This window comes from Nonomuraea wenchangensis, from assembly GCF_900111685.1.
GTDB classification, from domain to species: Bacteria; Actinomycetota; Actinomycetes; order Streptosporangiales; family Streptosporangiaceae; genus Nonomuraea; species Nonomuraea wenchangensis.
Map to the genome: position 1 here is coordinate 85028 of NZ_FOHX01000027.1, position 21836 is coordinate 106863.

At 70.1% G+C, this 21836-nt stretch carries 33 protein-coding genes; 29 read left to right on the forward strand and 4 right to left on the reverse strand.

What is annotated here, in order from left to right:
- Nucleotides 1–502 precede the first annotated feature (502 nt).
- The 14 genes from BMW85_RS46155 to BMW85_RS46210 all read left to right on the forward strand — a co-directional run bounded on the left by BMW85_RS46155 (nucleotide 503) and on the right by BMW85_RS46210 (nucleotide 8148).
- Nucleotides 503–1390, forward strand: a complete 888-nt coding sequence (locus BMW85_RS46155; protein ID WP_091094105.1) for a hypothetical protein — start codon at nucleotides 503–505, stop codon at nucleotides 1388–1390.
- Between the two features lie 228 nt (nucleotides 1391–1618).
- Nucleotides 1619–1909 carry a hypothetical protein gene (locus tag BMW85_RS46160; RefSeq protein ID WP_091094106.1) on the forward strand — a complete coding sequence of 97 codons (291 nt, stop codon included), beginning with the start codon at nucleotides 1619–1621 and terminating at the stop codon, nucleotides 1907–1909.
- Nucleotides 1906–2052: a hypothetical protein gene (locus tag BMW85_RS50195; RefSeq protein ID WP_177241241.1), complete on the forward strand. Its 147-nt coding sequence runs from the start codon at nucleotides 1906–1908 to the stop codon at nucleotides 2050–2052. The genes BMW85_RS46160 and BMW85_RS50195 overlap by 4 nt, the downstream gene beginning before the upstream one ends.
- A 14-nt stretch (nucleotides 2053–2066) precedes the next feature.
- Nucleotides 2067–2720: a hypothetical protein gene (locus tag BMW85_RS46165; protein ID WP_091094107.1), complete on the forward strand. Its 654-nt coding sequence runs from the start codon at nucleotides 2067–2069 to the stop codon at nucleotides 2718–2720.
- On the forward strand, nucleotides 2720–2872 hold the full coding sequence (locus tag BMW85_RS50200; protein ID WP_177241242.1) for a hypothetical protein: 153 nt from the start codon (nucleotides 2720–2722) through the stop codon (nucleotides 2870–2872). The genes BMW85_RS46165 and BMW85_RS50200 overlap by 1 nt, the downstream gene beginning before the upstream one ends.
- Nucleotides 2869–3492 (forward strand): hypothetical protein, encoded by a 624-nt coding sequence (locus BMW85_RS50205; RefSeq protein ID WP_091094108.1) that lies wholly within the window; start codon nucleotides 2869–2871, stop codon nucleotides 3490–3492. The genes BMW85_RS50200 and BMW85_RS50205 overlap by 4 nt, the downstream gene beginning before the upstream one ends.
- Nucleotides 3493–3555: 63 nt before the next feature.
- Nucleotides 3556–3840, forward strand: coding sequence for a hypothetical protein (locus BMW85_RS46175; protein WP_091094109.1), 285 nt, complete (start codon nucleotides 3556–3558; stop codon nucleotides 3838–3840).
- Nucleotides 3837–4478 carry a hypothetical protein gene (locus BMW85_RS46180; RefSeq protein WP_091094110.1) on the forward strand — a complete coding sequence of 214 codons (642 nt, stop codon included), beginning with the start codon at nucleotides 3837–3839 and terminating at the stop codon, nucleotides 4476–4478. The genes BMW85_RS46175 and BMW85_RS46180 overlap by 4 nt, the downstream gene beginning before the upstream one ends.
- The gene (locus BMW85_RS46185) at nucleotides 4475–4759 is read left to right on the forward strand and encodes a hypothetical protein (protein ID WP_091094111.1); all 285 of its coding nucleotides are present in this window, start codon (nucleotides 4475–4477) and stop codon (nucleotides 4757–4759) included. Before BMW85_RS46180 ends, BMW85_RS46185 begins: the two co-directional genes overlap by 4 nt.
- Before the next feature lie 7 nt (nucleotides 4760–4766).
- Nucleotides 4767–5207, forward strand: a complete 441-nt coding sequence (locus BMW85_RS46190; protein ID WP_091094112.1) for a DUF6197 family protein — start codon at nucleotides 4767–4769, stop codon at nucleotides 5205–5207.
- Entirely contained in the window at nucleotides 5204–5725 is a 522-nt protein-coding gene (locus BMW85_RS46195) for a hypothetical protein (protein ID WP_091094113.1), read from the forward strand. The genes BMW85_RS46190 and BMW85_RS46195 overlap by 4 nt, the downstream gene beginning before the upstream one ends.
- A 2-nt stretch (nucleotides 5726–5727) precedes the next feature.
- Entirely contained in the window at nucleotides 5728–6249 is a 522-nt protein-coding gene (locus tag BMW85_RS46200) for a hypothetical protein (RefSeq protein ID WP_091094114.1), read from the forward strand.
- Between the two features lie 77 nt (nucleotides 6250–6326).
- On the forward strand, nucleotides 6327–7589 hold the full coding sequence (locus tag BMW85_RS46205) for a hypothetical protein (protein ID WP_091094115.1): 1263 nt from the start codon (nucleotides 6327–6329) through the stop codon (nucleotides 7587–7589).
- 100 nt (nucleotides 7590–7689) lie between these two features.
- A complete protein-coding gene (locus BMW85_RS46210) occupies nucleotides 7690–8148 on the forward strand; it encodes a hypothetical protein (RefSeq protein ID WP_091094116.1) in 459 nt (152 codons plus the stop codon).
- Here the strand turns inward: BMW85_RS46210 and BMW85_RS46215 are convergent.
- Nucleotides 8145–8411 (reverse strand): hypothetical protein, encoded by a 267-nt coding sequence (locus BMW85_RS46215; RefSeq protein ID WP_143082646.1) that lies wholly within the window; start codon nucleotides 8409–8411, stop codon nucleotides 8145–8147. The genes BMW85_RS46210 and BMW85_RS46215 overlap by 4 nt on opposite strands.
- Nucleotides 8412–8495: 84 nt before the next feature.
- Here BMW85_RS46215 and BMW85_RS46220 point away from each other — a divergent pair, with 84 nt between their 5' ends.
- From BMW85_RS46220 to BMW85_RS46285, 15 genes are all read left to right on the forward strand, one after another.
- Nucleotides 8496–9128 carry a hypothetical protein gene (locus tag BMW85_RS46220; protein ID WP_091094118.1) on the forward strand — a complete coding sequence of 211 codons (633 nt, stop codon included), beginning with the start codon at nucleotides 8496–8498 and terminating at the stop codon, nucleotides 9126–9128.
- The gene (locus tag BMW85_RS46225) at nucleotides 9125–10309 is read left to right on the forward strand and encodes a hypothetical protein (protein ID WP_143082647.1); all 1185 of its coding nucleotides are present in this window, start codon (nucleotides 9125–9127) and stop codon (nucleotides 10307–10309) included. Before BMW85_RS46220 ends, BMW85_RS46225 begins: the two co-directional genes overlap by 4 nt.
- Nucleotides 10310–10324: 15 nt before the next feature.
- Nucleotides 10325–12355 carry a DNA cytosine methyltransferase gene (locus BMW85_RS46230; protein WP_091094120.1) on the forward strand — a complete coding sequence of 677 codons (2031 nt, stop codon included), beginning with the start codon at nucleotides 10325–10327 and terminating at the stop codon, nucleotides 12353–12355.
- A 68-nt stretch (nucleotides 12356–12423) separates the two neighbouring features.
- Nucleotides 12424–13071 (forward strand): DNA-directed RNA polymerase subunit alpha C-terminal domain-containing protein, encoded by a 648-nt coding sequence (locus tag BMW85_RS46235; RefSeq protein ID WP_091094121.1) that lies wholly within the window; start codon nucleotides 12424–12426, stop codon nucleotides 13069–13071.
- A gap of 66 nt (nucleotides 13072–13137) precedes the next feature.
- Nucleotides 13138–13494, forward strand: coding sequence for a hypothetical protein (locus tag BMW85_RS46240; protein WP_143082648.1), 357 nt, complete (start codon nucleotides 13138–13140; stop codon nucleotides 13492–13494).
- A 69-nt stretch (nucleotides 13495–13563) separates the two neighbouring features.
- Entirely contained in the window at nucleotides 13564–13860 is a 297-nt protein-coding gene (locus BMW85_RS46245) for a hypothetical protein (protein ID WP_091094123.1), read from the forward strand.
- Nucleotides 13860–14180, forward strand: coding sequence for a hypothetical protein (locus tag BMW85_RS46250; RefSeq protein WP_091094124.1), 321 nt, complete (start codon nucleotides 13860–13862; stop codon nucleotides 14178–14180). Before BMW85_RS46245 ends, BMW85_RS46250 begins: the two co-directional genes overlap by 1 nt.
- Before the next feature lie 232 nt (nucleotides 14181–14412).
- On the forward strand, nucleotides 14413–15060 hold the full coding sequence (locus BMW85_RS46255) for a hypothetical protein (protein ID WP_143082649.1): 648 nt from the start codon (nucleotides 14413–14415) through the stop codon (nucleotides 15058–15060).
- Nucleotides 15050–16057 (forward strand): DUF5131 family protein, encoded by a 1008-nt coding sequence (locus BMW85_RS46260; protein WP_091094126.1) that lies wholly within the window; start codon nucleotides 15050–15052, stop codon nucleotides 16055–16057. Before BMW85_RS46255 ends, BMW85_RS46260 begins: the two co-directional genes overlap by 11 nt.
- Complete coding sequence (locus tag BMW85_RS46265) at nucleotides 16050–16445, forward strand: hypothetical protein (RefSeq protein ID WP_091094127.1); 396 nt, start codon at nucleotides 16050–16052, stop codon at nucleotides 16443–16445. Before BMW85_RS46260 ends, BMW85_RS46265 begins: the two co-directional genes overlap by 8 nt.
- Nucleotides 16438–16737: a DUF4326 domain-containing protein gene (locus BMW85_RS46270; RefSeq protein ID WP_218156229.1), complete on the forward strand. Its 300-nt coding sequence runs from the start codon at nucleotides 16438–16440 to the stop codon at nucleotides 16735–16737. The genes BMW85_RS46265 and BMW85_RS46270 overlap by 8 nt, the downstream gene beginning before the upstream one ends.
- Nucleotides 16738–16741: 4 nt before the next feature.
- Nucleotides 16742–17644 (forward strand): deazapurine DNA modification protein DpdA family protein, encoded by a 903-nt coding sequence (locus tag BMW85_RS46275; RefSeq protein ID WP_091094129.1) that lies wholly within the window; start codon nucleotides 16742–16744, stop codon nucleotides 17642–17644.
- On the forward strand, nucleotides 17641–18408 hold the full coding sequence (locus BMW85_RS46280; protein ID WP_091094130.1) for a helix-turn-helix domain-containing protein: 768 nt from the start codon (nucleotides 17641–17643) through the stop codon (nucleotides 18406–18408). The genes BMW85_RS46275 and BMW85_RS46280 overlap by 4 nt, the downstream gene beginning before the upstream one ends.
- A gap of 148 nt (nucleotides 18409–18556) precedes the next feature.
- Nucleotides 18557–18706: a hypothetical protein gene (locus BMW85_RS50210; protein ID WP_177241243.1), complete on the forward strand. Its 150-nt coding sequence runs from the start codon at nucleotides 18557–18559 to the stop codon at nucleotides 18704–18706.
- A gap of 245 nt (nucleotides 18707–18951) precedes the next feature.
- Nucleotides 18952–19662, forward strand: a complete 711-nt coding sequence (locus BMW85_RS46285) for a hypothetical protein (RefSeq protein ID WP_091094131.1) — start codon at nucleotides 18952–18954, stop codon at nucleotides 19660–19662.
- A gap of 98 nt (nucleotides 19663–19760) precedes the next feature.
- On the opposite strand, the gene BMW85_RS46290 is transcribed toward BMW85_RS46285, so the two are convergent.
- From BMW85_RS46290 to BMW85_RS50215, 3 genes are all read right to left on the reverse strand, one after another.
- Complete coding sequence (locus tag BMW85_RS46290; protein ID WP_091094132.1) at nucleotides 19761–20609, reverse strand: hypothetical protein; 849 nt, start codon at nucleotides 20607–20609, stop codon at nucleotides 19761–19763.
- Nucleotides 20610–21476, reverse strand: coding sequence for a ParA family protein (locus BMW85_RS46295; RefSeq protein ID WP_218156230.1), 867 nt, complete (start codon nucleotides 21474–21476; stop codon nucleotides 20610–20612).
- 49 nt (nucleotides 21477–21525) lie between these two features.
- On the reverse strand, nucleotides 21526–21836 hold a 311-nt coding region (locus BMW85_RS50215; RefSeq protein ID WP_091094134.1), incomplete at its 5' end, for a hypothetical protein.

A 21836-nucleotide genomic window follows, 5' to 3' on the forward strand; every position in this document is an offset into this window, starting at 1 on the left:
GTCCGGGCGGGTGCCCTGGTCGTGCTGCTCTCCCTGCCGGTGATACCGGACATGCGGGCAGGATTCCGGCTCTCGATGATGAGGAGCCGCGCCCGGTGCTGTGGGGGAGGGGCGTGCGGTGCGCTGGTCGTGGCGGGTTTGTGCAGCTCGCTCAGCTTTACGCCGTAGATTCGATCTTGTCGCGGGACACGGGCTGCGGCCTGGGGGCCGGGCCGGTGGCGCGGGTGGCCGGGAGTTCCGGCGTTCGGCGGCTCGGCCGAAGCGGCGCGAGACGCGCGGGAAGGTCTTCATGGTCGCCACTCGCAGGCGAACGGCGGTCCGCACGTGTTGCCGCTACCGCCAACGATGATCTTGGCGGAGAATCGCTCTCAGACAAGATCATTAACGTCTGAACTGCACCTATGCCTTACATATACATACGTGCGCGAAGTGGTAGACTGGAGACAGCACCACACAAGATCAAAACAGGCAGTGACCAGGCCAAACCCCCGAAGGAGCCACCGTGAACCTGCCCCCGATCATCCACCGCGTCCCCACCGGCCGTCCCAGCCCCGCCGACATCGGCGACGCCAACCGCGACATCGACCCCCTCGAACAGGTCCGCCTCGTCGCCAACGCGCTCGTCCAGGAACTCACCGAGTACCACCACCCGTGGATTCCCCTCTTCCAGGTCCGCGACGCCGCCACCAACCTCCTGACGGGCGACCACGCCACCGGCACGTGGCACGAACGCACCTCCGCCGTCTACGCGGACCTGGAGCGGGGCCTGCTGGACGGCAGCCTGTACGACCTCGCCGAGAACGAGGGCGACGCCACCACCACGGTCCACGCCGGTCGCGTGGCCAGCCTCGCCGCCACCGAGCACCTGCGCCGCCACGACACCCCCGCCTGGGAGGTCGTCCACGAGGTCTGGGCGGAGACGCTGTGCCGCGCCCTCGACTACCTCGCCGCCAACGGCCACGGCCGGAACCTGCCCCGCATGTTCGAGGCATTCGACGCTCTCGACCACTACGACGCCGCCACCGGCAAGGCCCTCATCCAGCACCTGACCGCCGTCCCCGCCGACGACATCGCCACCATCACCCCCTCCCAGGTCCTCGCCGACGCGCGGGCCGCCGGCGCCCGCCCCGAGCACGTCCTGGACGCCACTGCGGTCGCCATCACGTCGGTGCTGGCACCGGTGGCGGGCTGCAACTTCCACGACATGCTGCCCGACGCGGCGGCCGACGTGCGGTCGTCGGCGCACCGCTGGCTGGACGAGACGCACGACATCGACGCCTACGCGGACGGGTTCACCTACGAGGGCCTGTCCGAGCAGCAGGTGTCCGGGATGCTCGACCACGTCGCGGAGTTCGCCCGCATGTACGACTGGTACGCCGACCAGCGATAGTTCGTTGGCGGTTCCGCCAACAAATCTCCAAACGCGTAGCGGCCGAACCCACGCCACATGGGTTCGGCCGCTCATAGCAACAACTGACCTACCACGCCCCCACCACGAAGGCGTGCCCCGCGCCGGAATCGGCATCAGGGAGAACAACCAGTGCTCCCACGATAACGCACCGCGCGGCCCGCACGACAACACCGAACCCGATCACCGCCCGACGCGATGGGAGACCCCATGTCCTACTTCGAGGACGACTACGGCACCGAGATGGAAGCGATCGAGGACGAGCGGCGCAACGCCGACCTGGAGCAGGCCCAGATGGAGCGCGAGGGCAACCGCCTCGCCGCCCTCCGCAGGCGGGGCATCTGCACGCACGGCTCGGTCGTCGGCTACGTCGGCAAGGTCATCTACCCCGAGCAGGAGGGACTGCAGCCGGGCCAGTCCCGCTGCACCGAGGGCACCGGCGGCTGCAAGCGGATCTTCAACTCCGACGCCGAGTGGTACGCCGCCCAGGACGCGCTGTGACCGCCCTGTTCGATCTCGACCAGCCGTGCCCCAAGTGCGGCGCCGCCGCGGGCGTCGAGTGTGACCCCGACTGCCTGCTCATGCAGGACCCCGCCGACTGGTTCGACGGCCTAGAGATCTCCGACGCCGACCCTGGCCTGTGACAAGGAGGACCGTGATGGACAAGCTCGTCGCGACCGGCAACCCGATCGTGGACGCCTACCTGAAGGTCGCCCGCGCCATGCTGGTGCCGCAGGCCATGCTCGAAGCCGCCGAAACCGTTCTCGACCGGGCGCAACAGGCCGACGCCGAGAAGCACGGGTTCCACGGCACGGCCGAGCGCCGCCAGCGAGCCGAGCGCGCCTACGACGAGGCCAACCGGCAGGCGTGCGCGGCCCGCCGTCCCGAGGATCACGCGAAGGAGTCCGCACGCGACGCTGACCCCCACCTGTACGCCCTTGCCGCGGCTGAGGTCGAACGCATGTGGGAGTCGTTCTACGCCCGCAAGTACAGCACCGACCCGGCCCCCAGGTGGAGCGCCGACTGGCAGGCCAAGGCGCTGTCCACGGTGCCGACCCGGTGGGACGAGCTGGAGCCCGGCGCCGAGATCCACCTCACATACGAGACCACCGGGCAGACCATCGTGTGGCGGTTCGCCGGACTCGGCGACGTCCACCCCGACAACTCCGATCTGCGGATCGCCCGCTACACCGAGCACGGCTCGTGGCGGGACTCCGGCCAGGTTGTCGAGCTCGCCGTGCCGCCGGGCAACCGTGTGGCGGCGCACGTGAAGACGCCGCACATGACGATCGTCTCGTCGGGGCGGTTCTGATGCCTGAGTGGATTCGCGACGACCTGGTCAACCTGGCCGCCGTCATCGGGGTCGCCCTGGACGACCCGGCCGCTGACCACACGGCCATGCTCCAGCACGCCCACGAGGACCTGAAGCGCATCCTCGCCGAGGACGGGCGGGACAGCCGATGAACCTCACCTCGAAAATCGACGCCTGCAAGGCGCTCATCCACCACCCCAAAACCCCCGAGGAGGAACGCGAGGCCGCCCGCCGCCTCCTGGTCCGCCTCCAGGCCCGCGCCCAGCGCGACGGCCACAACGACGGCGCCGCGCCCGGCACGCCCGGCTACCACGGGCCAGGCCGCCGCGCGTACGGGGCCAAGTACACCGGCTACATCCGGTCCGCCGCGCTGACCAAACTCATCCGCGCCGACATCGCCGTCCTGCGCAAGCTCGGGCGCCAGCCGGCCAGGCCGGGCGAGGTGAAGGCGCCCGAACCGATCGGGGACGCCCCCGCGAGCATCCGCTTCTCAGTGAAGAAGGACGACTACGCGGGCGGCCGGTCGATCGACATCACCATCACGGGCGTGCCCGCCGACTGGTGGATCGACCAGCCGGACCCCTACGACTCGACCATGAAGTGGCGGAAGGCCGGGCCGCAGCTCACCGCACTGAAGGAAGCCCTTCAAGAGATCACGTGGGCGTACAACTACGACGGCTCCGACCTGCTCACGGACTACCACGACCGCAACTTCTACGACCACTACCGGGCAGACGGCCACGGCGAGGGCGACTACCCGCGCGACATCTGACCTGCTGGCGCTGACGCGCCACCGTCAGCGCCAGCACCCCACCACCACCGAGGAAGGCGAACGATGACCTACCCGCCACTGCCAGCCGAACCCACCTGGGCCGACCTCGTCCCCGGCGACCGGATCGACCTGACCAACAGCACGAACCCCGACATCCGCTTCACGTGGACCATCCGCGCCGCCGTCGAGCCCATCACCGACAGGCCCGGCCACGTGACCGTGCCGTTCTACTCCAGCACCGACCCCACCCGGCCGCAGACGTTCCCCGAGCAGGGCGACCGGCTCGTGACCGACATCGGCGGGTGCGAGGTGGCTGTCCGGCCCTCTCCGGAGCGGAGGGCGCGATGAGCCGCCACCAGGACCTGCTGACCACGAAAGCGCTGCTGACGAGGTGGGACCTCACCCGCGGCTGCGACGATGCCCAGCTCACGGTCAAGCTCGTCCGCGACCGCTGGTCGCTCCTCGTCCTCTACAGCGGAGACACGCCGACCAGCGCGTGGGTGCTGCCGCCGGGCGGCGCCGACTACGACAGCATCGACGTGCCTCACGTCGATCGGTGGATGAAGTGCAGCTCGGAGGAGATGGCGCTGTACGAGATCGGCGAGCGCGTCACCGTGGGCGGCCGGGCCGGGACCGTCGTCGGCTTCGGGCTGGAGGAGCGGCCCCCGGCCGCCGGCCCGTGGCGGTTCCGGCTCCGGGTCGTGTACGACGACGGCGTGGACGGCGACCCGCGCCCGGCCAGCGTTGTGCATCTCGCTCCGGCTCCGGCTGAGGCGGGGGAGTGCGAGGGCTGGCTGTGCGGCGAGGTCGGCGCGCTGATGTGTCTCACCCGCGCGTACGGCGTCCACGACGGCCCGATCGAGCGGAAGACGCTGTGCGAGTTCCACGCCAAGCACGGGGACCGGCGGCTGACCGTCGTCCGGGTCCTGCACGAAATCGTCACCCAGGCCGTCGCAGTGGCGGCCGACGATCGGAGGAAGGCATGAGCAAGGTCTACGTGAAGGGCGGCGACGTGGTCACCGTCTACGGCAAGTCCAGCGAGGCGGGCATGCACATCGGGTTCGCTGGACACCGGCTGGAGGTGGAGATCCACGACCACGGCGACGGTCGTCTCTACCCGGCCATCCGCAGCAAGCACAGCCCCGGCTACCCGCTGACCGGCTGCTCCATGAGCGAGGTCGCGTTCTACCACGACAACGAAGGCGGCTGGTTCTACTTCCAGGACGACGCCGACAGGGCTCAGCAGGCACCCGAGTGGAACGGCTGAGCAACAGATGACGGATCTCCTCGCCGACGCGCCGGAGCTGACCCCGGCCGACCTGATCCGCGACGCCATCGACCTGATGCGCGCCACGTGGCGGGTACGGGGCGACTTCGTCATCGGCCGCCTCACGACCGGCCACGGCTTCTGCCCGGTCGGCGCGATGAGCGCAATCGCCGGAGACGTGTTCGTTCGCGGGGTGCCGCAGCGCCGCGTCCAGGTCGTCCGGGACACGCTGTCGTGGCTCGTGACCTTCCACCGGCTGCCCCGCTCCAAGCCGGAGGTCGCGGCCGGGGCCGACGATTCGCGCATGGCGTACGCGCGTGTCGCCGAGTGGGCCGACTCGTTCCCCGAGTCGGCCGACGATGAGCTGTACGCCGCCCTGGATGCCGCCGCCGCCGCGTGGCGGCCCCGTTCGACCCTCACCAGCACCACCAACAGGAGAAATTCATGACCGCGTTCATCACCGACCCCGCCGACGTGCACGCTCAGCGCGCCTGGCGCGGGTTCGACCGCATCACCGCGGCCGACGAGATCGGGTACGAGTCCTCCACCGTCGCCGCGCCCGGCTGGTTGCAGTCCGAGTTTCGCACCCGGTGCGGCACCGGCTGCTGCTACGCGGGCCACGTCGCCCTCGACAACGGCGGAGTGTGGGTCGTGGAGATCACTCCCAACGGCGAGATGGTCATCGACGGCACGCCCGTGACCAAGCACGACGACCAGGAGCTGCCCTGGGCGCTGTGGGAGTACATGCTCGCCGAGCCCGACGACCCGGAGTCGGCCATCGAGACGGTACGCGGCAAGCGGGTCGTCCACGTGTCCACGCGAGCGGAACGTCTGCTTGGGCTCCCTCTCGGCCTGGCTCACTGCTTCTTCGCCAGCGGCAACGGCAGGTTCACGCTCGAACGGCTCATCACCGACCGCTTCGGCCCGCGCAACACCGTTGGCGGAACCGACAACGAAGGAGTCTGACCATGAACACCCCGACCGCTCACCTGCGCAACCGGGCGCTGCTCGCCGCCATCATCGACCGGATCGAGACCGACACCGCCGCCCTCGGACGCCTGGAGGCCAGCGAGGAGCCGTTCACCTCCTGGTACCAGGGCTACTGGCGCGAGCACATCACCCGGAACGGCCGGTGCGGCACGAACCTGTGCGCGGCGGGCTACGCCATCGAACTGACCGGCGGCACGTGGCTGACCACCCGCACCACGGAGGGAACCTTCCTCGCCGGGAGGCTCCTCCCCGACTACCAGTCGTCCTGGTGGGCCGAATACGTCCTGGCCGACGACACCGACCCCGAGGACGAGATCACGGTCATCGACGGGAACCGCGTGGTCAAGGCGGAGGACCGGGCGATGCGGCTCCTCGGCCTCGAACGCTCGTGGGACGGCTTTGACGCCGACGACGAGCACGACATCGAGCTGCACCCGCTGTTCCGGGGCCACAACACCCTGGACGACCTGCGCGGCTGGCTCGACCGGCTCCCCGCCTGACCCCTCACCGGCTGGCCCGCGCCGCGCGGGCCGGCCACCCCACCACCACGAGAGGAAGCCCTGTGGCAAGAAGCGACATGACCGACGACGAACTGGCCGCCTGGAAGGCCCGCAAGGACGCCGGCCGGGCCCGCGCGTACGAAGCCGAGGTGAAGACCGCGACTCTCCTCCGAGACCACCCCGAGGCGATCGACGGGTTCCGCGTCTTCTGCGCCCGCATGGGCGGCTTCTACTCGATCCGCAACTGCATGCGCATCTACGGCCAGAACCCCAACGTCGCGCACGTTCAGCCGCGACGGTTCTGGGGCGGCTACGGCTTCAACCGCGAGGTGACCGACCCGAACGCGGCCATCTGGATCGTCGCGCCGAAGGTCGAGCGGACGTTCACCAAGGAGGTCAAGAACGAGCGGACGGGCCAGACCGAGGAAGTGGAGGACTCCTACAAGGTGTGGCCGATCGAGGACATCTACCCGTCCGCGGCGACCGCGCCGAAGGGCGGACCCTGCGTGTTCTGCAACGGCCCCGAGGGCGAACCGTGCCCCGACTCCTGCCCGGTACGGCAGCCGCAGTCCGGGCCTCCCCCCACGCGGGAAGACGTGGCCGAGGCGGTGGCCGACGTCCTCAAGAAGCTCGGCGGGTTCGACGCCTCCGTGCTCACCACGCTCGGGCCAGATCCGATGCGGGACGGCTACGGCGATCCGTACGAGACGCCCGGCGTCCGCTGGGGGACCATCTCGGTCACGACGGGCGCGACGAACCGGAGCGGCAAGCCGAGGAAGCGCAGCTACCGATTCCTGCACACGGTGGACCTCGACCGGCCCGGCGTCCGGTACGCCATCGCGGGGCTCGGCGTCATCTGGATCAGCCCGTACGAGCTCCGCAACGACACCGGCAACGGCCACGCGGCGGTCACCATCCAGTACGGCGACGACGTGCCCGCCGCCGACCGGCACTGGGACAGCCGCTTCCACAAGGAGGGGCCACACGCCCCCGTCCTCAACGGCATCACGTTCGCCGGAACGTCGCTGGTCTACCCGCACGAGGAGCGGTGGCGCTGGTTCTCCCCGAACCGCGCCGGCTACGGCGAGGTCACCGAGGGCGCGGCCGAGAAGATGGGCCAGATCCTCCGGCAGCTCCTCCCGCACTACCGGGGCCTGGTGGAGTTCGACGCCATCGAGGAGGCCGGGTTCCGCAAGCGCGCCGCGCGCCGGGCGCGTGAAGCGGACCATGAGGCCAAGCGGCTCGCCGAGCGCGAGCAGGAGCTGGCCGAGCAGCGCGCCGACGCGGAGCAGCGAGCGGCCGACCACCGCCACCAGGCCGCCAACCCGAACGAGCTGTAGGCGCGAGCCCGTCCCAACCGGGCTCGCGCCACACACCGATCGTACGAGCTCCCGCCCACCAGCGGGCGGGAGCATCCTCAACCGAGAGGGAGCAACCACGATGAAGCTCGCAGCGCTCGCCGTCGCAGCGCTTCTCACCGTCCAGCCCGCCGGATGCGGCGGCAAGGGCACCACCACCGACCCGTACAAGCCCGGCGCGCTCGGGTGCGAGCGGGCCGTGCACGTCGAGGCCGTTCGCATCGGGTCAGCGGAACCGCGGGTCCGCGTCCTCGTCAACGAGGAATGCACCGACCCGTCCGGGATCGGCACGCAGCTCTTGTCCATCGACCTGGAGTACCGCGAGTCGTTGGGCGCCCCGTGGCTGGCCGTCAACAGCGCTCGGTTCCCGAACGTGGCCCCGGACCACCAGTACGTCCTCACCCACCACCCGTGCCTGTCCGGCCGCTACCGGGCGAAGGTCGGCGTGGCGGGCACGTTCGACACCGGCAAGGAGTACCGGGCCTCGGTGGAGGAGTCGGCGCGGATCAACTGCGACAAGCCGCGCGACATCTCCTCCTAGCAGGGGCGCCACCAGCGGCGGCGGGCGGCGCGAGCGCGGAAACGCGCCTCGCCGTCCGGGTCGCCGCCGTACGGGCACCGCACCCGCAGCCTCGGGTGCGGCGGTACGACGCCGACCGCCCAGCACGAAGCCGCGTCCGGCGCGGCGTGCGTGATGTTGCCGGTGGCGTACGCGGGCGGCTCGTCCCGGTCCGGCGTCTCGCCAGGCCACACGCCCCACCCGTCGCCCCACCAGGCGACCGTCCACACCTGCACAGCTTCCACGAATCCGATCGTACGGCCCCGCCCGCCGGCGGGCGGGGCCATCCCCACCACCACACCGCCACACCCAAGGAAGGGAGGGGAGCAGTGGCCAACGCTGCGATCCCCATCCATCTCGCCCACGTCCCCACCCACAACGGGATGGTCATCCCGTACATCACCCTCCGCCACGCGGACGGTACCCCCGAACTGGGCCGCGTCGATCACAACCTGGTCGCCGAATGCCTCACCGGCCGCCGCTGCCAGCTCTGCGCCCGCCCCCTCGACACCGGCGCCGACGCCGCCGCGGTAGTGATGGCCCGGCCGATGGACTTCGGATACGGGTACGTCCCCGAGCCCGCCCAGCACCCCGAGTGCGCCGCCTACGCGATCCGAGCGTGCCCGATGCTGTCGGGCCGGCTGCCGCGTCTGCGTGACCGGACCCGGCCGCAGCGACGCCAGTGCACCGCCGTGGCGGCGTGCTGGTGCGGCCTGGACGAGCCGCCCAGCGTGGACGCCATCGTCCGGTCCGGCCGCCCGGCGACGCCGTGGTACTCGGTCCGGTTCCCCATGACGGAGTACGAGCTGCTGATGACGGCGCGACAAGGGCCGCGCGGCATCTCCCTCCACGCCCTCACCAACCCGAAGATCCGGCTCGTGTCCTGGGGCGACCCGGAATGGGACGACATGGGCCGCGCCGTGGTGTACGGGCTGCCCCTCCCGGACGGAGCCGACTCGTGATGAACGTCGTCTTCTCCTACGGCATGGGCGCCAACGGCACCGCGGCGCTCCTCCGCCTGCTGTTCGAGCCCGCCACCCGGCCGCCCGAGCTGGCCGACGACCTGTCCAACCTCATCGTCATTACCGCGCAGACGGGTGACGAGTTCCTGGACACCGCCGTCATGGTCGAACAGCACATCTACCCGCTGCTCGCCGCCCGGCGGGTGCGGACAGTGCAGGTCGCCCGCGCGGGCCACTACGAACGGGACGGCATCGTCGTCCTGGACGACACCCGCGAGCCGATCCTGTGCCTGACCAGCGGCGCGTACGCGCTGCTGGAGGAGATGACGAGCACCGCGACCGTACCCCAGTCGAAGGACCGGAAGCACAGCCAGAAGTTCAAAGGCTGGGTCATCGACCAGTGGCTCAAGACGAACATCGGCGACGAGCCGTACCTGCACGTCATGGGGTACGACGTGAGCGAGCCCGACCGGGTCGCCGGGGACCTGGCGCTCGGCCTCCCCAACAAGATCCCGTGGTATCCGCTCGTGGACTGGGGCTGGGACTGGGACGCCTGCGAGCGCTACATCTTCGCCCGGCTCGGCGTGCGGTGGAAGCGCTCGCACTGCGTCGAGTGCCCGTTCGCGTTCTCCGTCACCAAGGGAGGCCGGGCGCGGACCATCCCGCGCCTGCTCGCGCACCCGCACCAGGCGATGGACGCGCTGACGATGGAGTACCTGGCCGTCGCCTGCAACCCCAAGCAGGGGCTGATCGCGGGCAAGGAGCAGCTCTACGACCTGATCGCCGACTGGCCGGGCGGCCCCATCCTGCTGAAGCTGTTCCACCACCACCTCGACGCCGCCGAGTGGGCGGTGTACGACGTGCAGCGCGGATTCGGCAGGAAGCCCGACGACCCGATGAAGCGCGGACAGCCGGCCCGCAGCATGCGCCCGCTCATCACCGGCAGCCGCACCGACATGCTCGCCCACCTGGAGCGCGCCGCCGGCCTGCTCGGGCGGCGGCTGGAGACGGACGGCCGCCACTGGCGGGTGTGGTGGCGGCGGCGCGGCATCTACTTCCCGACCGTCGAGCACCTGCTGACCGCCGCGCCCGCGCTGGCGCAGCACAAGACCAACTCCTCGTTCCCGAAGCTGTGGCGGGAGGGCCTGAAGGCCACCCGGCAGCTCGAACTCGCCATCTGACCGGAGGACCCTCGCATGGCATCGTCACAACGCAGCCGCGTCAGGAAGCGGCAGCAGCCTCGCGTCGCCACGCACCGCCCGGCCGTGCGCCCGCGCCGGTTCCGCCACGACGACCTCATCGCCGTGGACCTGTTCTCCGGCTTCGGAGGGCTCACGAAGGGCATCGAGGACGCCGGGTTCACCACGATCCTCGCGGCCAACCACAACGAGTACAAGGTCAAGGTCCACGAGAAGAACCACCCGCACGCCGAGCACTGGATCGCCGACCTCGTGGACAAGGAGGCGTCCGACTACCACTCCGCCGCCGACCTTCCCCGCGCTGACCTCCTCGTCGCGGGCGTGAGCTGCACCAATCACTCGCAGGCGAACACGCAGAAGGCTTACCAGTTGGGCCTGGCGCTGTTCGAGCTGGACGACCCCGAGTATCAGGAGCGCGCGACTCGATCGGAGAAGGACAGAGCGACGGCGACGTGCGCGCTGCAATACGCGGCCAAGCACCACCCGAGGATGGCTCTCATCGAGTGCACCACGGAACTGTACTCATGGGGGCCTCGGGTACCAGGCAAGAAGTACGGCGACGGCTCCACCTATCGGTGGTGGCTCAAACAGTGGGAAAACGAGGGCTACAACTTCCGCATCCTCTACCTCAACAGCATGTTCTTCGGGGTGCCGCAGTCCCGTGACCGGCTTTACATCATCTTCTGGGACGAGAAACTGCCCGCGCCGGACCTCGACCACCGGCCCGAGTCGTGGTGCGGCTTCTGCGGCACGATCGTCCAGGCGGTGTGGACCTGGAGGACCGGGATTCCGGCCACGGGCAGCGTCCGCTACAGCAAGCAGTACGAGTACCGGTGCCCCTCCTGCCGCCGGATCGTGATCCCGCCGTTCGCTCCGTCGATCAACGCGCTGGACCTGTCCGACCTCGGCCCCAAGATCGGTGACAGGCCGCTCAAGGAGTTCACGGACAAGAAGACGGGCGAGACCGTCATGAGCCCGCTGGCGCCCTCCACGATGGCCAGGGCCGAGCGGTGCAGGCAGAAGTTCGCCGACTTCCCCGCCGTGCTCATGCCGGCCAAGGCCGTCCACGGGTCCGAGCGCCACCCGTGGCAGCCCCTCTCGACGCAGACCAGCCAGCAGGAGACGGCAATCCTCTCGACCGGGGCGCTCGTCGCCGCCGCGGGCAACACCTTCGAGCGGCCCGGCTCCGACTGCCGTACCCGCACCCTGGACGAGCCTCTGCCGTCGCAGACCGCGACGAACACGCAGGCGCTGCTCACGCCGCCGGTCTCCGTGGTGACGGGGCAGGTGATGGTCGCGCACCGGCACAACGGCGATGGCCAGCACATCACCGAGCCGATGGACACCGTCACCAGCGTGCACGAGAAAGCGGTCCTGCTCGCGGTCAACAACTTCCAGGGCTCCCCTCGTGGCGTCGATGAGGTGCTGCCCACGCAGGGCGGCTCGGAGACGCTGGGGCTGCTGTCCGCTGGCGTCGTGCCGTTCCGGAAGAACACGCTGCCGACCTCGCACGCCGAGGCCATGCCCACTGTCACGTCCGATCAGATCCCCGGCCTGATCACCGCCGCTGGGATGGTGCAGTTCCGGCAAGGAACCGACCGCCGCGTAGCAGGTGTTGATCGGCCGCTGAACACGGTGGTCGCTGATGGTGCTGGGCATGGCCTGCTGTTTTCCGGCTGGTACAAGCAGAACGGGTCTGAGGCCGACGCGACAGCGCCGCACCCCGCGAGCGACCCGCTCGGCACGCTGACCGCCCGCGACACCACGGCTCTACTCCACGCGCAGTGGCGCGAGGTCCTTGCGGATCTGAGGCTGGAGGACTGTCACTTCCGCATGATGGCCCCGCACGAAGTCGGCGTTGGCTGCGGCTTCGATGTCGATTTCGGCAACCACAAGGGGTCGTTCATCGTCTGGGGCTCCGCGAGAGACCAGATTGACGGCTTCGGCAACGCCGTCAGCCCTCCCGTTGGAGAGTGGATCGGCAGACGCCTTCGCGCTGTTCTTCACGGAGAACAGCTTGACGATTAGTCGTTGTCGGTTCCGCCAACGGACACGCCCGCTCCCTCGCGGAGCGGGCCACACCACCAAGGAGAACCATGTCGATCACCGACACCACCGCCACGCCGACCATCGCCGAGCTGGTCAACGCCACCGGCCTGCCCGGTAACACCGACCTCCGTCTCCTCCCCGGCATGCACGCCCTCCCGCGCAACCTCATGCTCCGTGAGGGCATCCGAACGCTCGCCATCCTGGCCGAGCACGACGATGCGTCCCTCATGGACATCCGGAACTTCGGGGTGTGGTGCCGGGACCACGTTCGCGCCGTCCTGGCCGAGCTGGGCGAGCGCCACGCGGCCATCATGCGGAACGCGCCGCCCTGGCACCAGGAGATCGCCGACCTCGCCGGAGCCCTCCGGGACGGCTACGACGAGCACCTCATCACCTCCGTCCTGGCCCGTGTCACTGAGGCGGGTGCCCCCGGCTACCTGCTGTGCGTGTGGGCCGAGCACGACGCGGCCGGGTACGGCGGCGACTCGGAGGTTTACATCGACGCCGACCACGGCGGCGGCCTCTGTCACGTCGGCGGGGACCTGTGGGCGTGGCTGTCCCAGCACCCCCTCACGCCCGGCACGCCGGCCACCCCCGGAGACCCGGCCACGTGGAAGGGCAACTCCGCCGGGTTCGACCTGGACAGCCTGCCCGTGGACGACGGCCGCCACAACTTCGCCCGCACCAGCTACTAGCCCGCCCGCGTCCCCGCCGGCCGCATGGTCGGCGGGGACCACCCCACCACCACCAAGGAGAAGGTCATGGCAATCGACCTGGAGTCCGACCAAGCCAAACACGTCATCACCGAGCACAACAACTGGGTCAACTACGGCAACGGACGTGGCGGCCTTCACGCCTACACATTCTGCGGCTGGCTCTACGCGGATGGCCGTATGGAGGGCGCCTACATCTACGGCGACTGGTGGCAGAACCCGGACATCAAGAACGTGTGCCCGCACTGCGTGCACGCCCTCACCTGCGACGTGATCTTCAACGAGGCCCGCGCCGCCGAGCGCGCCACCTGCTCGGGCTGTGCTGCATACGACGCCGACAAGGCTCTCGGCCACCCGGCGAAGCGCAGCCAAACGGCCGAACACGCCAGCGCCGAACACCCGTAGACCACCGCGCCCCCGCCGGCCGCCGGGCGGGCGGGGGCCTCCCCACCACCACGAAAGGAAGGCCCCGAGATGGGCAAGTACGACCAGCAGAACGAAGACCTGCACACCACCCTCACCCAGGCCGGGATCGCCGCCCGGATCGACTACGACGGCGACGAACACGAGGTCACCGTCGAGCTCCCCACCGGGCGGCTCATCTTCGACCCGACCGACGACGGCGCGTGGCGGCTCGACATCGAGAGCGACTACAACGACGGCTGGGTCGCGCGGGAGAACGTGCTGACCGGGATCGGCGTCGAGTACGCGGCCCCGGTCGTGGAGGGCCTGCTGCGCTGGTTCCAGGCACGCTCGGCGGCAGGTGCCTGATGGGCGAGAAGACGTTGTTCTACCGCCACAACGCCCAGGGCCAGATCTGGCTCATCGAGGACGACCACAGCCGCCAGGTCATGGATGCCTTTCCGAACCCGCTGGCGTGCGCGGTCGTGCACGAGCTGAACAACGCGCTCCAGCGCGGGCAGCTCACCAGCGGCACGGCCACGTACCGCGCGCACGACACGACCGTGCTCATGACGCCCGCGCATGGGTTCGGGGAGCGGCCACTGCCGGTGGACGGCCTCACCCGCGAGCAGGCAATCGCGCTCGCGGTCGAGCTGCACCAGGCCGGCCAGATGGGCGCCTACACGTGAAGCGCAGTTCCACTAAGCCGCCGCGAGCTCGACGGCCCTCGCTCGCGGAGCTGGAGGCTCCGTGCGGGAGGTGTGGTTGCCAAAACGGTGGCCACACCCTCGGCCGCAGGGTGACCTCGTGGGCGCAGGGCGAGTGGGCGGCCCTCTTTGACGAGGTGTTCATGACCGCGTCGGGCGCGTGCGCGAATCCCGGCTGCGGCTGCCCCGGCCGCACGGAAGGAGGCGGCCCTCGATGAGTCGCCAACTCGCGCTGCGGATGTCGCCCGTGGTCGCGTTCTACCAGGTGGACGTGGACGAAGTCGTGGAACTGCTGATCCGGTGGCGGCACCCGCTCCACCTCCCCAGCGACGAGCACCCCGAGGGCCGACCGTACAAACGCCCGTACGGCTCCCTGGGTTTCGTCATGGAGGACCGCGGCCGGGTGGCCGCTGCCGTGATCCTGGCCAGCACCGTGAACACCTCGGTCTGCAAAGACCGAGGGCTGCACCGGTACAACACGGTGGACCTGTCCAGGATCGCGCGCAGCCCGGACCGGCGCGACGAGCAGTGCCTGCGGGCGGTGCTGCGCATCGCGCGGCTCTACCTGGTGCCGTTGTGGCTCGGCACCTACGCCGGGTGGGACGCCCACTCGGCAGAGAAGTGCGGCGGCCAGCCGCGCATCGAGGCGGTGTCGTCCACATCGCTGCCCGGCACGCCCGGCAACCTGTACCGGTTCGACGGCTGGGAGAAGCTCCGCACCTCCAAGGGCCCCATGGGCGGCGGCCGTCAGAAGCCTTCCGCCGCGAACGAAATCGCGGACGGGGCGCGCGGCCTGTGGGTCTACCGCTACCCCGAACCGATCACCACCACCACCACGAAGGAGATCACCCATGTCGGATAACAGCGCCATCGAATGGCTCCGAGGCCCGGACGGACGACGCGGCGCCACCTGGAACTTCGTCACCGGCTGCACGAAGGTGTCGGAGGGGTGCCGCCGCTGCTACATCGAACGGCAGACGCCGATGCGGGTCGCCGGCCGCCGGTTCGACGGCCCGCACATCGGCGCCACCACCGGGGTCATGCTGCACCCCGAGCGGCTCGACATGCCGCTGAAGAAGCGCGACCCGCTTCGCATCTTCGTCAACAGCATGTCCGATCTCTGGCACGACGACGTGCCCACCGAGATGGTCGCGCACGCGTTCGCCGTGATGGCGATGACGCCCCAGCACACCTATCTGATCCTCACCAAGCGGCCCGGCCCCATGCGGTCGATGCTCCGCTCGGATGACTTCTGGAAGGCAGTCGGCGAAGCAGGCAGAGGCATCGCGTTCGCGCGAGTCCGGGGCAAGTACCGGTCGGCGTCCCCGATGCAGCTCACCCCGGACTCCAGCGCGGACGGCTACTGGATGCCGGTCCGGCCGCTGCCGAACGTTCAGATCGGGGTGTCCACCGAGGACCAGGCCACCGCCGACCTGCGCATCCCGACGCTGCTGGCCACCCCGCACATCGCCGTCCGGTGGATCTCGGCGGAACCGCTGCTCGGGCCGGTCGTGCTCCGCGATGAATGGCTCGCCGCCGACCCCGAGAGCAGCACGCCCGCGCTCGACTGGGTCGTCGCCGGCGGCGAGTCCGGCACCGACGCACGGCTCATGCACCCGGACTGGCCGCGCAGTCTCCGCGACCAGTGCACCGCAGCGGGGGTGCCCTTCTTCTTCAAGCAATGGGGTGCCTGGACGCCGACCGGCATGGTCGGCATCGGCAACCAGGGGCCGCGCTTCGCGTACATCGGTGACCCCGTGGATGAGCACGGCCACCGCATCGTCATGGAGAACGTCGGCAAGCACCAGGCGGGCGCCATCCTCGACGGCCAGACGTGGACGGAGTACCCCGATGCCTGACCTGACCCTCTGGGAAGAACTGGAGACGGCGGCTGAGATCATCCTCGCCGCAGCCGCGCAGGCCCACGACGGCCCGTGGATCGCCGTCCAAGATGCGGTCTGCTACGAGAGCGGGTCGTGCATAGCCGCCGTCTACGAGGGCGCCAACGACGCCACCTGGATGGCGCTGAACGACCCCGCGATGGGGCCTCTGTTCGCCGCCGTCCTGAAGGACGCCGCCCAGAGATGGAAGTCCGAGGTGCGGTTCCAGGCGGACGGCTGGTACCACCGGGCGTGCGATGGCGTCTCCGGCCCTGGCACCGACGAGGACTGCACGTGTTTCGCCTCCGTGCTGGGCCTCGCGCGGCACATCCGAGCGAAGTGGGCGAAGGTGTCGGGCCGTGGGTAGGCGGGTCAAGGTCAGCGGGGACCTGTTCCACGGCCAGGTCCCCGCCGGAGCCGTCTACATCGGCCGGCCCGCGCCGAGCCTGCCGGGGTCGCCGTTCGCGAACCCGTACAGCGTCAAGACGTACGGGCTGGAGAACGCGCTCGCCCGCTACCGGAAGCATTTGGCCGAGCATCCGGAGCTGGTGGAGCGGGCCATCGAGGAGATCGGCGACCGGGACGTGGCGTGCTGGTGCAAGCCGGACGCTCGGTGCCACGGGGACATCCTGCTCGCCGCGATGGCGGCCAGGAGGTGACCCGGTGGAGTTCTTTCTCGGGACGAGCTCGTCTTCCTGGCTCAGGCGGGAGGACGTGGGCGTGCCGCTCTGCGTCGCCTACCCGCGCCTGGCCGCGATCAAGGGTGAGCTGCCGCGCGCCGTGGTGCCGTGGATTCTCGACTCCGGTGGCTTCAACGAGGTCACGCAGCGGGGCGAGTACAGGGCCGCGGCGATCGACTACGTGCGGGCGGTGCGCCGGTACGCCGACGAGATCGGCAACCTGCGGTGGGCGGCCTGCCAGGACTGGATGTGCGAGCCGCCTGCGCTCGCCAGGTCGGGCCGGTCGGTGAACGGCCACCAGCACCTGTCGATCGACAACTACATCACCCTGCGCGGGGAGTGGGGGCCGGGCTCCCCGTTCGTGCCGCCGCTCCAGGGCAACAGCCGAGACGCCTTCCTCCGCCACGTCGATATGTACGCGCGGCGCGGCATCGACCTGACGAGAGCGCCGCTCGTCAGCGTCGGATCGGTGTGCCGGATGCAGAGCACGTCGGAGATCGGGCGCGTGCTCGGCGCGCTGGCCAGCCTGGGCCTCAAGATGCACGGCTTCGGTGTGAAGACGCTCGGGTTGCGCGCGTTCTGGCCCTTCCTTCTCTCGGCTGACTCGCAGGCGTGGTCGAAGAACGCCCGCGCGAACGCCGACGACATCTACATCGACGTCCCCGAACACACCCACCCCCGCGGCGGCAAGACCTGTTCGAGCTGCCACGTCTACGCGCTGGCCTGGCGGAAGCGGATGCTGGCCAGCCTCCCGGCCGCGCCCTCGCACACGGTGATGGAACTGCCCGGCATCTACGGGGAGGGGCGGTCCTCCCTGACCAGGGCGGAGCCGCCGCGCGTGCGCTACAGGCCGGGCATCCCCATCTACTCCAGGAGATCATCATGACCCAGCTCAACAGCCCTGCCCCCAGCGCGGGACCGGCTGGCCGCTTACATCTCAAGCTCGTCGTCTACCAGCCCCCCGAGCAGGACGCCGGCCCGGCCGCGCCGCCGATCGGGGTCCCGTACGAGATACGCGACCATCTCGCCCGCAAGGTGGCCGTGGCGCTGGACGTGCTCGCCCTGGCGGAGGCGGATGGGGTGGCGGCGGTGTGCGCCGCAGCCGCTGAGGACGCGGCGTACCCGCTGAACCAGCTCATCGACTTGTTCGCTGCCCGCTACCAGACGAGCGCGGGCCGGGCGCGAAGCCATGCGATGCGCATGGTGCGCGAGCGGATGGGCGTGGTGCAAGACCGATGCTGGGAGAAGGTGTCGGCGCGGGAACGCCGGGAACAGATCACGTCTCTCGTCCGTGAGGGCCTGTCGGTGGAGGCCATCGCCCAGCGGCTGAAGGTGACCGTACGCACTGTCCTGCGGCACAAGCATGCGGCCGGGCTGACCAGCAGGACGTACCTGTACGACGAGTGGGCGCCGCGTATCCTCGGCCATCTCCGCGTGTTCCCGGAGACCGAGTTCAGTGGCGGCGATCTCGCGCGGCTGCTGCTGGGGGAGCCCAGCAACCGGTTCGTTCCGACGCTGCGCCGCCTGGAGCGTGAGGGGCAGGTCATCTCGGTCGCGTGCATCCGCGACTCCAGTTCTCCGACCGTCAGGGTGACGCGGTGGCGGCTCGCCCCGGAGGAGGGAGGTGGCAGTGGCGACGCCGAAGTGTGAGAGCTGCCGGAAGCGGCCCGTCGCGCCCAAGGCGAGCGTCTGGTGCAGGGCCTGCGGCGACCGGTGGAAGCGCGCAGGGAAGCCCGAGGATGGCCCGCCGCCACCGAAGAAGGGAGGCCGGCCCCGCGAGGCAGACACCGAGGAGCGCGTGCAGAAGACTCGGGAGCTGCTGGCCGCGGGCAAGGGCACGATGGAGATCGCCCGCCTGTTCGGCGTGCCTGGGTCCAGGGTGAGCTATTACAAGCGGCGGCTGGCCGAGCGCGGCGAGTTGCCCAAGGCCGTCACATCTCGACGTTGACGGTTCCGTCAACGAGCTAAGCGGCTCCAGCCTTGAGGCTGGGGCCGCTGCCGTTTCACCATGAGCACCTGTAGAGTGCTGGAGGCTGCCGCGTTCAGCCTTCCCCGCAAGCCGATCCGCCCACGCCGGCTCGGCGCTCAATCGGGGAGAAGGTCCGTGATCGAGCGCCCCCGAGACCGCCGTTCATGTTCCGGTTGATGGTCTGGGCTGACGTGCGTGGGGCGAAGCCCTGGAAGGACCACCCGATGCCAGAGAACGGCTACGAGAAGAAGCGCGTCCGCGACTACGCCAAGGCGCACGGCCTCACCTACCAGCAAGCCCACCAGGCTCTTACTGGCGAGCGTGAGCGCCGCCCTGTCGTCTTCGCCGCCGGGCTGACGCAGGACGGGCGTCCCTGGGTCTCCTCCTGGGACGGCGACCCTCACCACGATGTGAACCCCGCGTGCGGTCACCACCTGCGTGCGCTGTGCGGCGGGTGCGGCGTCTGCACCACCTGCGACGGCTGCTACTGCGCCGAGCTGGCGCAGAATGCCGCCCTGGACGCTGAGGCCGAGCGGGAGATGCGCGAGCACCTGGAGCACGACGAGCACCGGGCCGACTGCTGGCGTTGCGAGCGTGAGCGCGAGGAGTCCGCTGACTACACCCGCTGCCCGAAGTGCGGCCTGGCCTACCCGGACGGCATCGGCGACCACCACAGGCACAACCCGCCCTACTGCCGCCCGCTCCCGACCTACCGGGTGGGCATCGACTGGGGATACCTGCGCGGCCAGCACGTGACGTTGGTCGGCACGCACTACAACATCACCGGGTACGTGCTGCCCGACCAGGATGCACCGGACCCCACGGCCTACCACCCGTACATGCAGCTACGCCGGACCGATCCCGGCTATGAGGGCGAGGTGGCCCCGTTCTGCCCGCGTGACTGGCTGGAGGTCCATCCGGCTCCGGTTCAGTGACGCGGAGCCTCCTGACGAGCTGAGGGGCGCCCAGGTGATGTGGGCGCCCCTCGAGTGAGTGGATCTTGTCTACCAATCCGCTCGATTGGTAGACAAGATCATCCGTTGTCGGGGGCCGGGAGATCCGCCTCCAGCTCCTCCGCCGCCTGCCGCAACCGAGCCGCGAGCTCCCGCGCCCGATCCGGTGTCTCCACCGCGACCCGGCGCAGTCCCCGCAGGTCACCCAGCGCGCGGAACACCGGCTCGTAGCGCGGCCACACCACCTCCGGCTTCGGCCCGTCCTGCTTGGCCGCCTCCAGCGCCGGGAGGAACCCGAGGTCACGCGCCGCCGCGTCCAGGCCCGCGCCGGACGTCCGGCCGCGTTCCTCGGCCAGCTTCCACACCTGCCCGGCCGCCTCCGTGCCGTGCTGATCCACCACGGGGAGGAGCGCGCGGAGCTGCCGCTCGTTCGGCACCTCGTCCGTGACGCCCTCCAGGGCCTGCATCGCCCGTACCGAGTCGATGAGCTGGTAGGCGCGCGGCCGGGACATGTCCCACCGCTCGTCCACGTACCGCTCGAACGTCGCGAACCCGGCCGCTTTGTAGAGCTGGTTGTCCCGGATCTCCTTCAGGGCCGGGCCGGCGGTGAGCCGCCAGTACCGTTCGGCCTTCGTCAGGACCTTCTCCACCTTGGCCCGGGCGCGGGAGATGGTGGAGTCGTAGTGCGCGAACGCCGCCTCCGGGTCGGCGCCGTCGGCCGCGGGCGTGAAGTCCGGCGCGTCGGGGATGTCGGCCAGCGCGGCGACCGGCGGCACGAGCTGCCCTGTGAGCACCTGTTCGACGCTCTGGTCGGTCATCGGCTCCGCGACCGCGACAGCGGAAGCGACCTGCTCGCCCGTGATGACCGGCTCCGGCTCGGCGAGAATCCGGGGCCGCTCGGACGGCTTGCCACGCTGGACCTTCGCCATCTACTTCACCTCGATCTTCAGCTTGCCCAGGCCGGCCCGCTCGCTCAGGATCGAGGCGAGCGTGTCGTAGTTGTCCGCCATCTCGTTCCCGGCCGACCCGAGAGCCCTGAGCGGGCGCGGCGGGTCGGAGTCGGCGGCGTCCTTGACCGCCGCTCGCAGGGGCAGCATCGGCAGCATGAGGCCATCTCCGAACAGCTCGGGGATGTTCTCCTTGGTCTGGTAGGCGTCCGCGCCGAGCCGGGCGTCCACCTTGTTGACGATGTAGCCGATGATGCGGAGGTCGTCCTTGTCGAGCTTCTTCCGGCCGTTGGCGACGAAGTCCCGCAGAGCGATGGCGCCCTCAATGCCGTCGATCTCGGGGTCCATGACCACCAGGACGTCGTGCGTGGCCTTGAGGACCATCTGCGTGAGGTGACCCAGGTTCGGTGGGCAGTCCATCAGGACGATGTCGAAGTCGTCGTCGGCACCGTCGAGAGCGACGTCGAGCCGCTTGACCGCGCCGAGGAGGCCCGCTTCGGTGAGCGCCCGGTTCTCGAGATCGGGCCTGGACGGGATGAGCGTGATGTTGCTGCGGTAAGGCTCTGGCCAGCCGATCTCGGCGAATGCGTCGGCGGCGCACCCGGACAGGTCGGCGTCGGGCTGTTCGGCGATGGCTCTGAGCACGTCGGAGATGGTGACCTGGTTGGCGGCGAGCAGGGCCGCCAGCCGGCGGCCTGCGTTGCCCTGCGGGTCCATGTCGATGACCAGTACGCGCATGCCGTGGAAGGCCAGCGCGGCGGCGAGGTTGACGACAGCGCTGGTCTTGCCGGTGCCGCCCTTGTTGTTGGCGACGGCGATTCTTCGCGCTCGTCGCTGTGGCTGGGTCACGGTGTCTCCTGTGGTGAGCAAGTCCTGCCGGTGGGCGCTGGGCGACATCCTAGGACTGGCCGCTCTGGTCGAGGTGGTCGAACCACGCGTTCAACGCCTGGGGGATGAACTCCTGGCCGCCCAGCCCCTCCAGGTGGCAGCCGTCGATGAGCCGGGCACGGGTGTTGGGTTCGAGCCGGGCGGTGATGAGTTTGAGCGCGCTCGGGTCGGCCGCGGGTTCGCTCGGCCGGGGGATGGGGTCGTGCGCGTTGTCGAGCGGCATCTGCTCGGGGATGCCGAGCTGGTCGCAGTAGTAGTTGATGGCCTGCTCCCAGACGTCTCGGACGCCCAGGCCGGTGTTTTCGCAGGCGGCGTCCATGC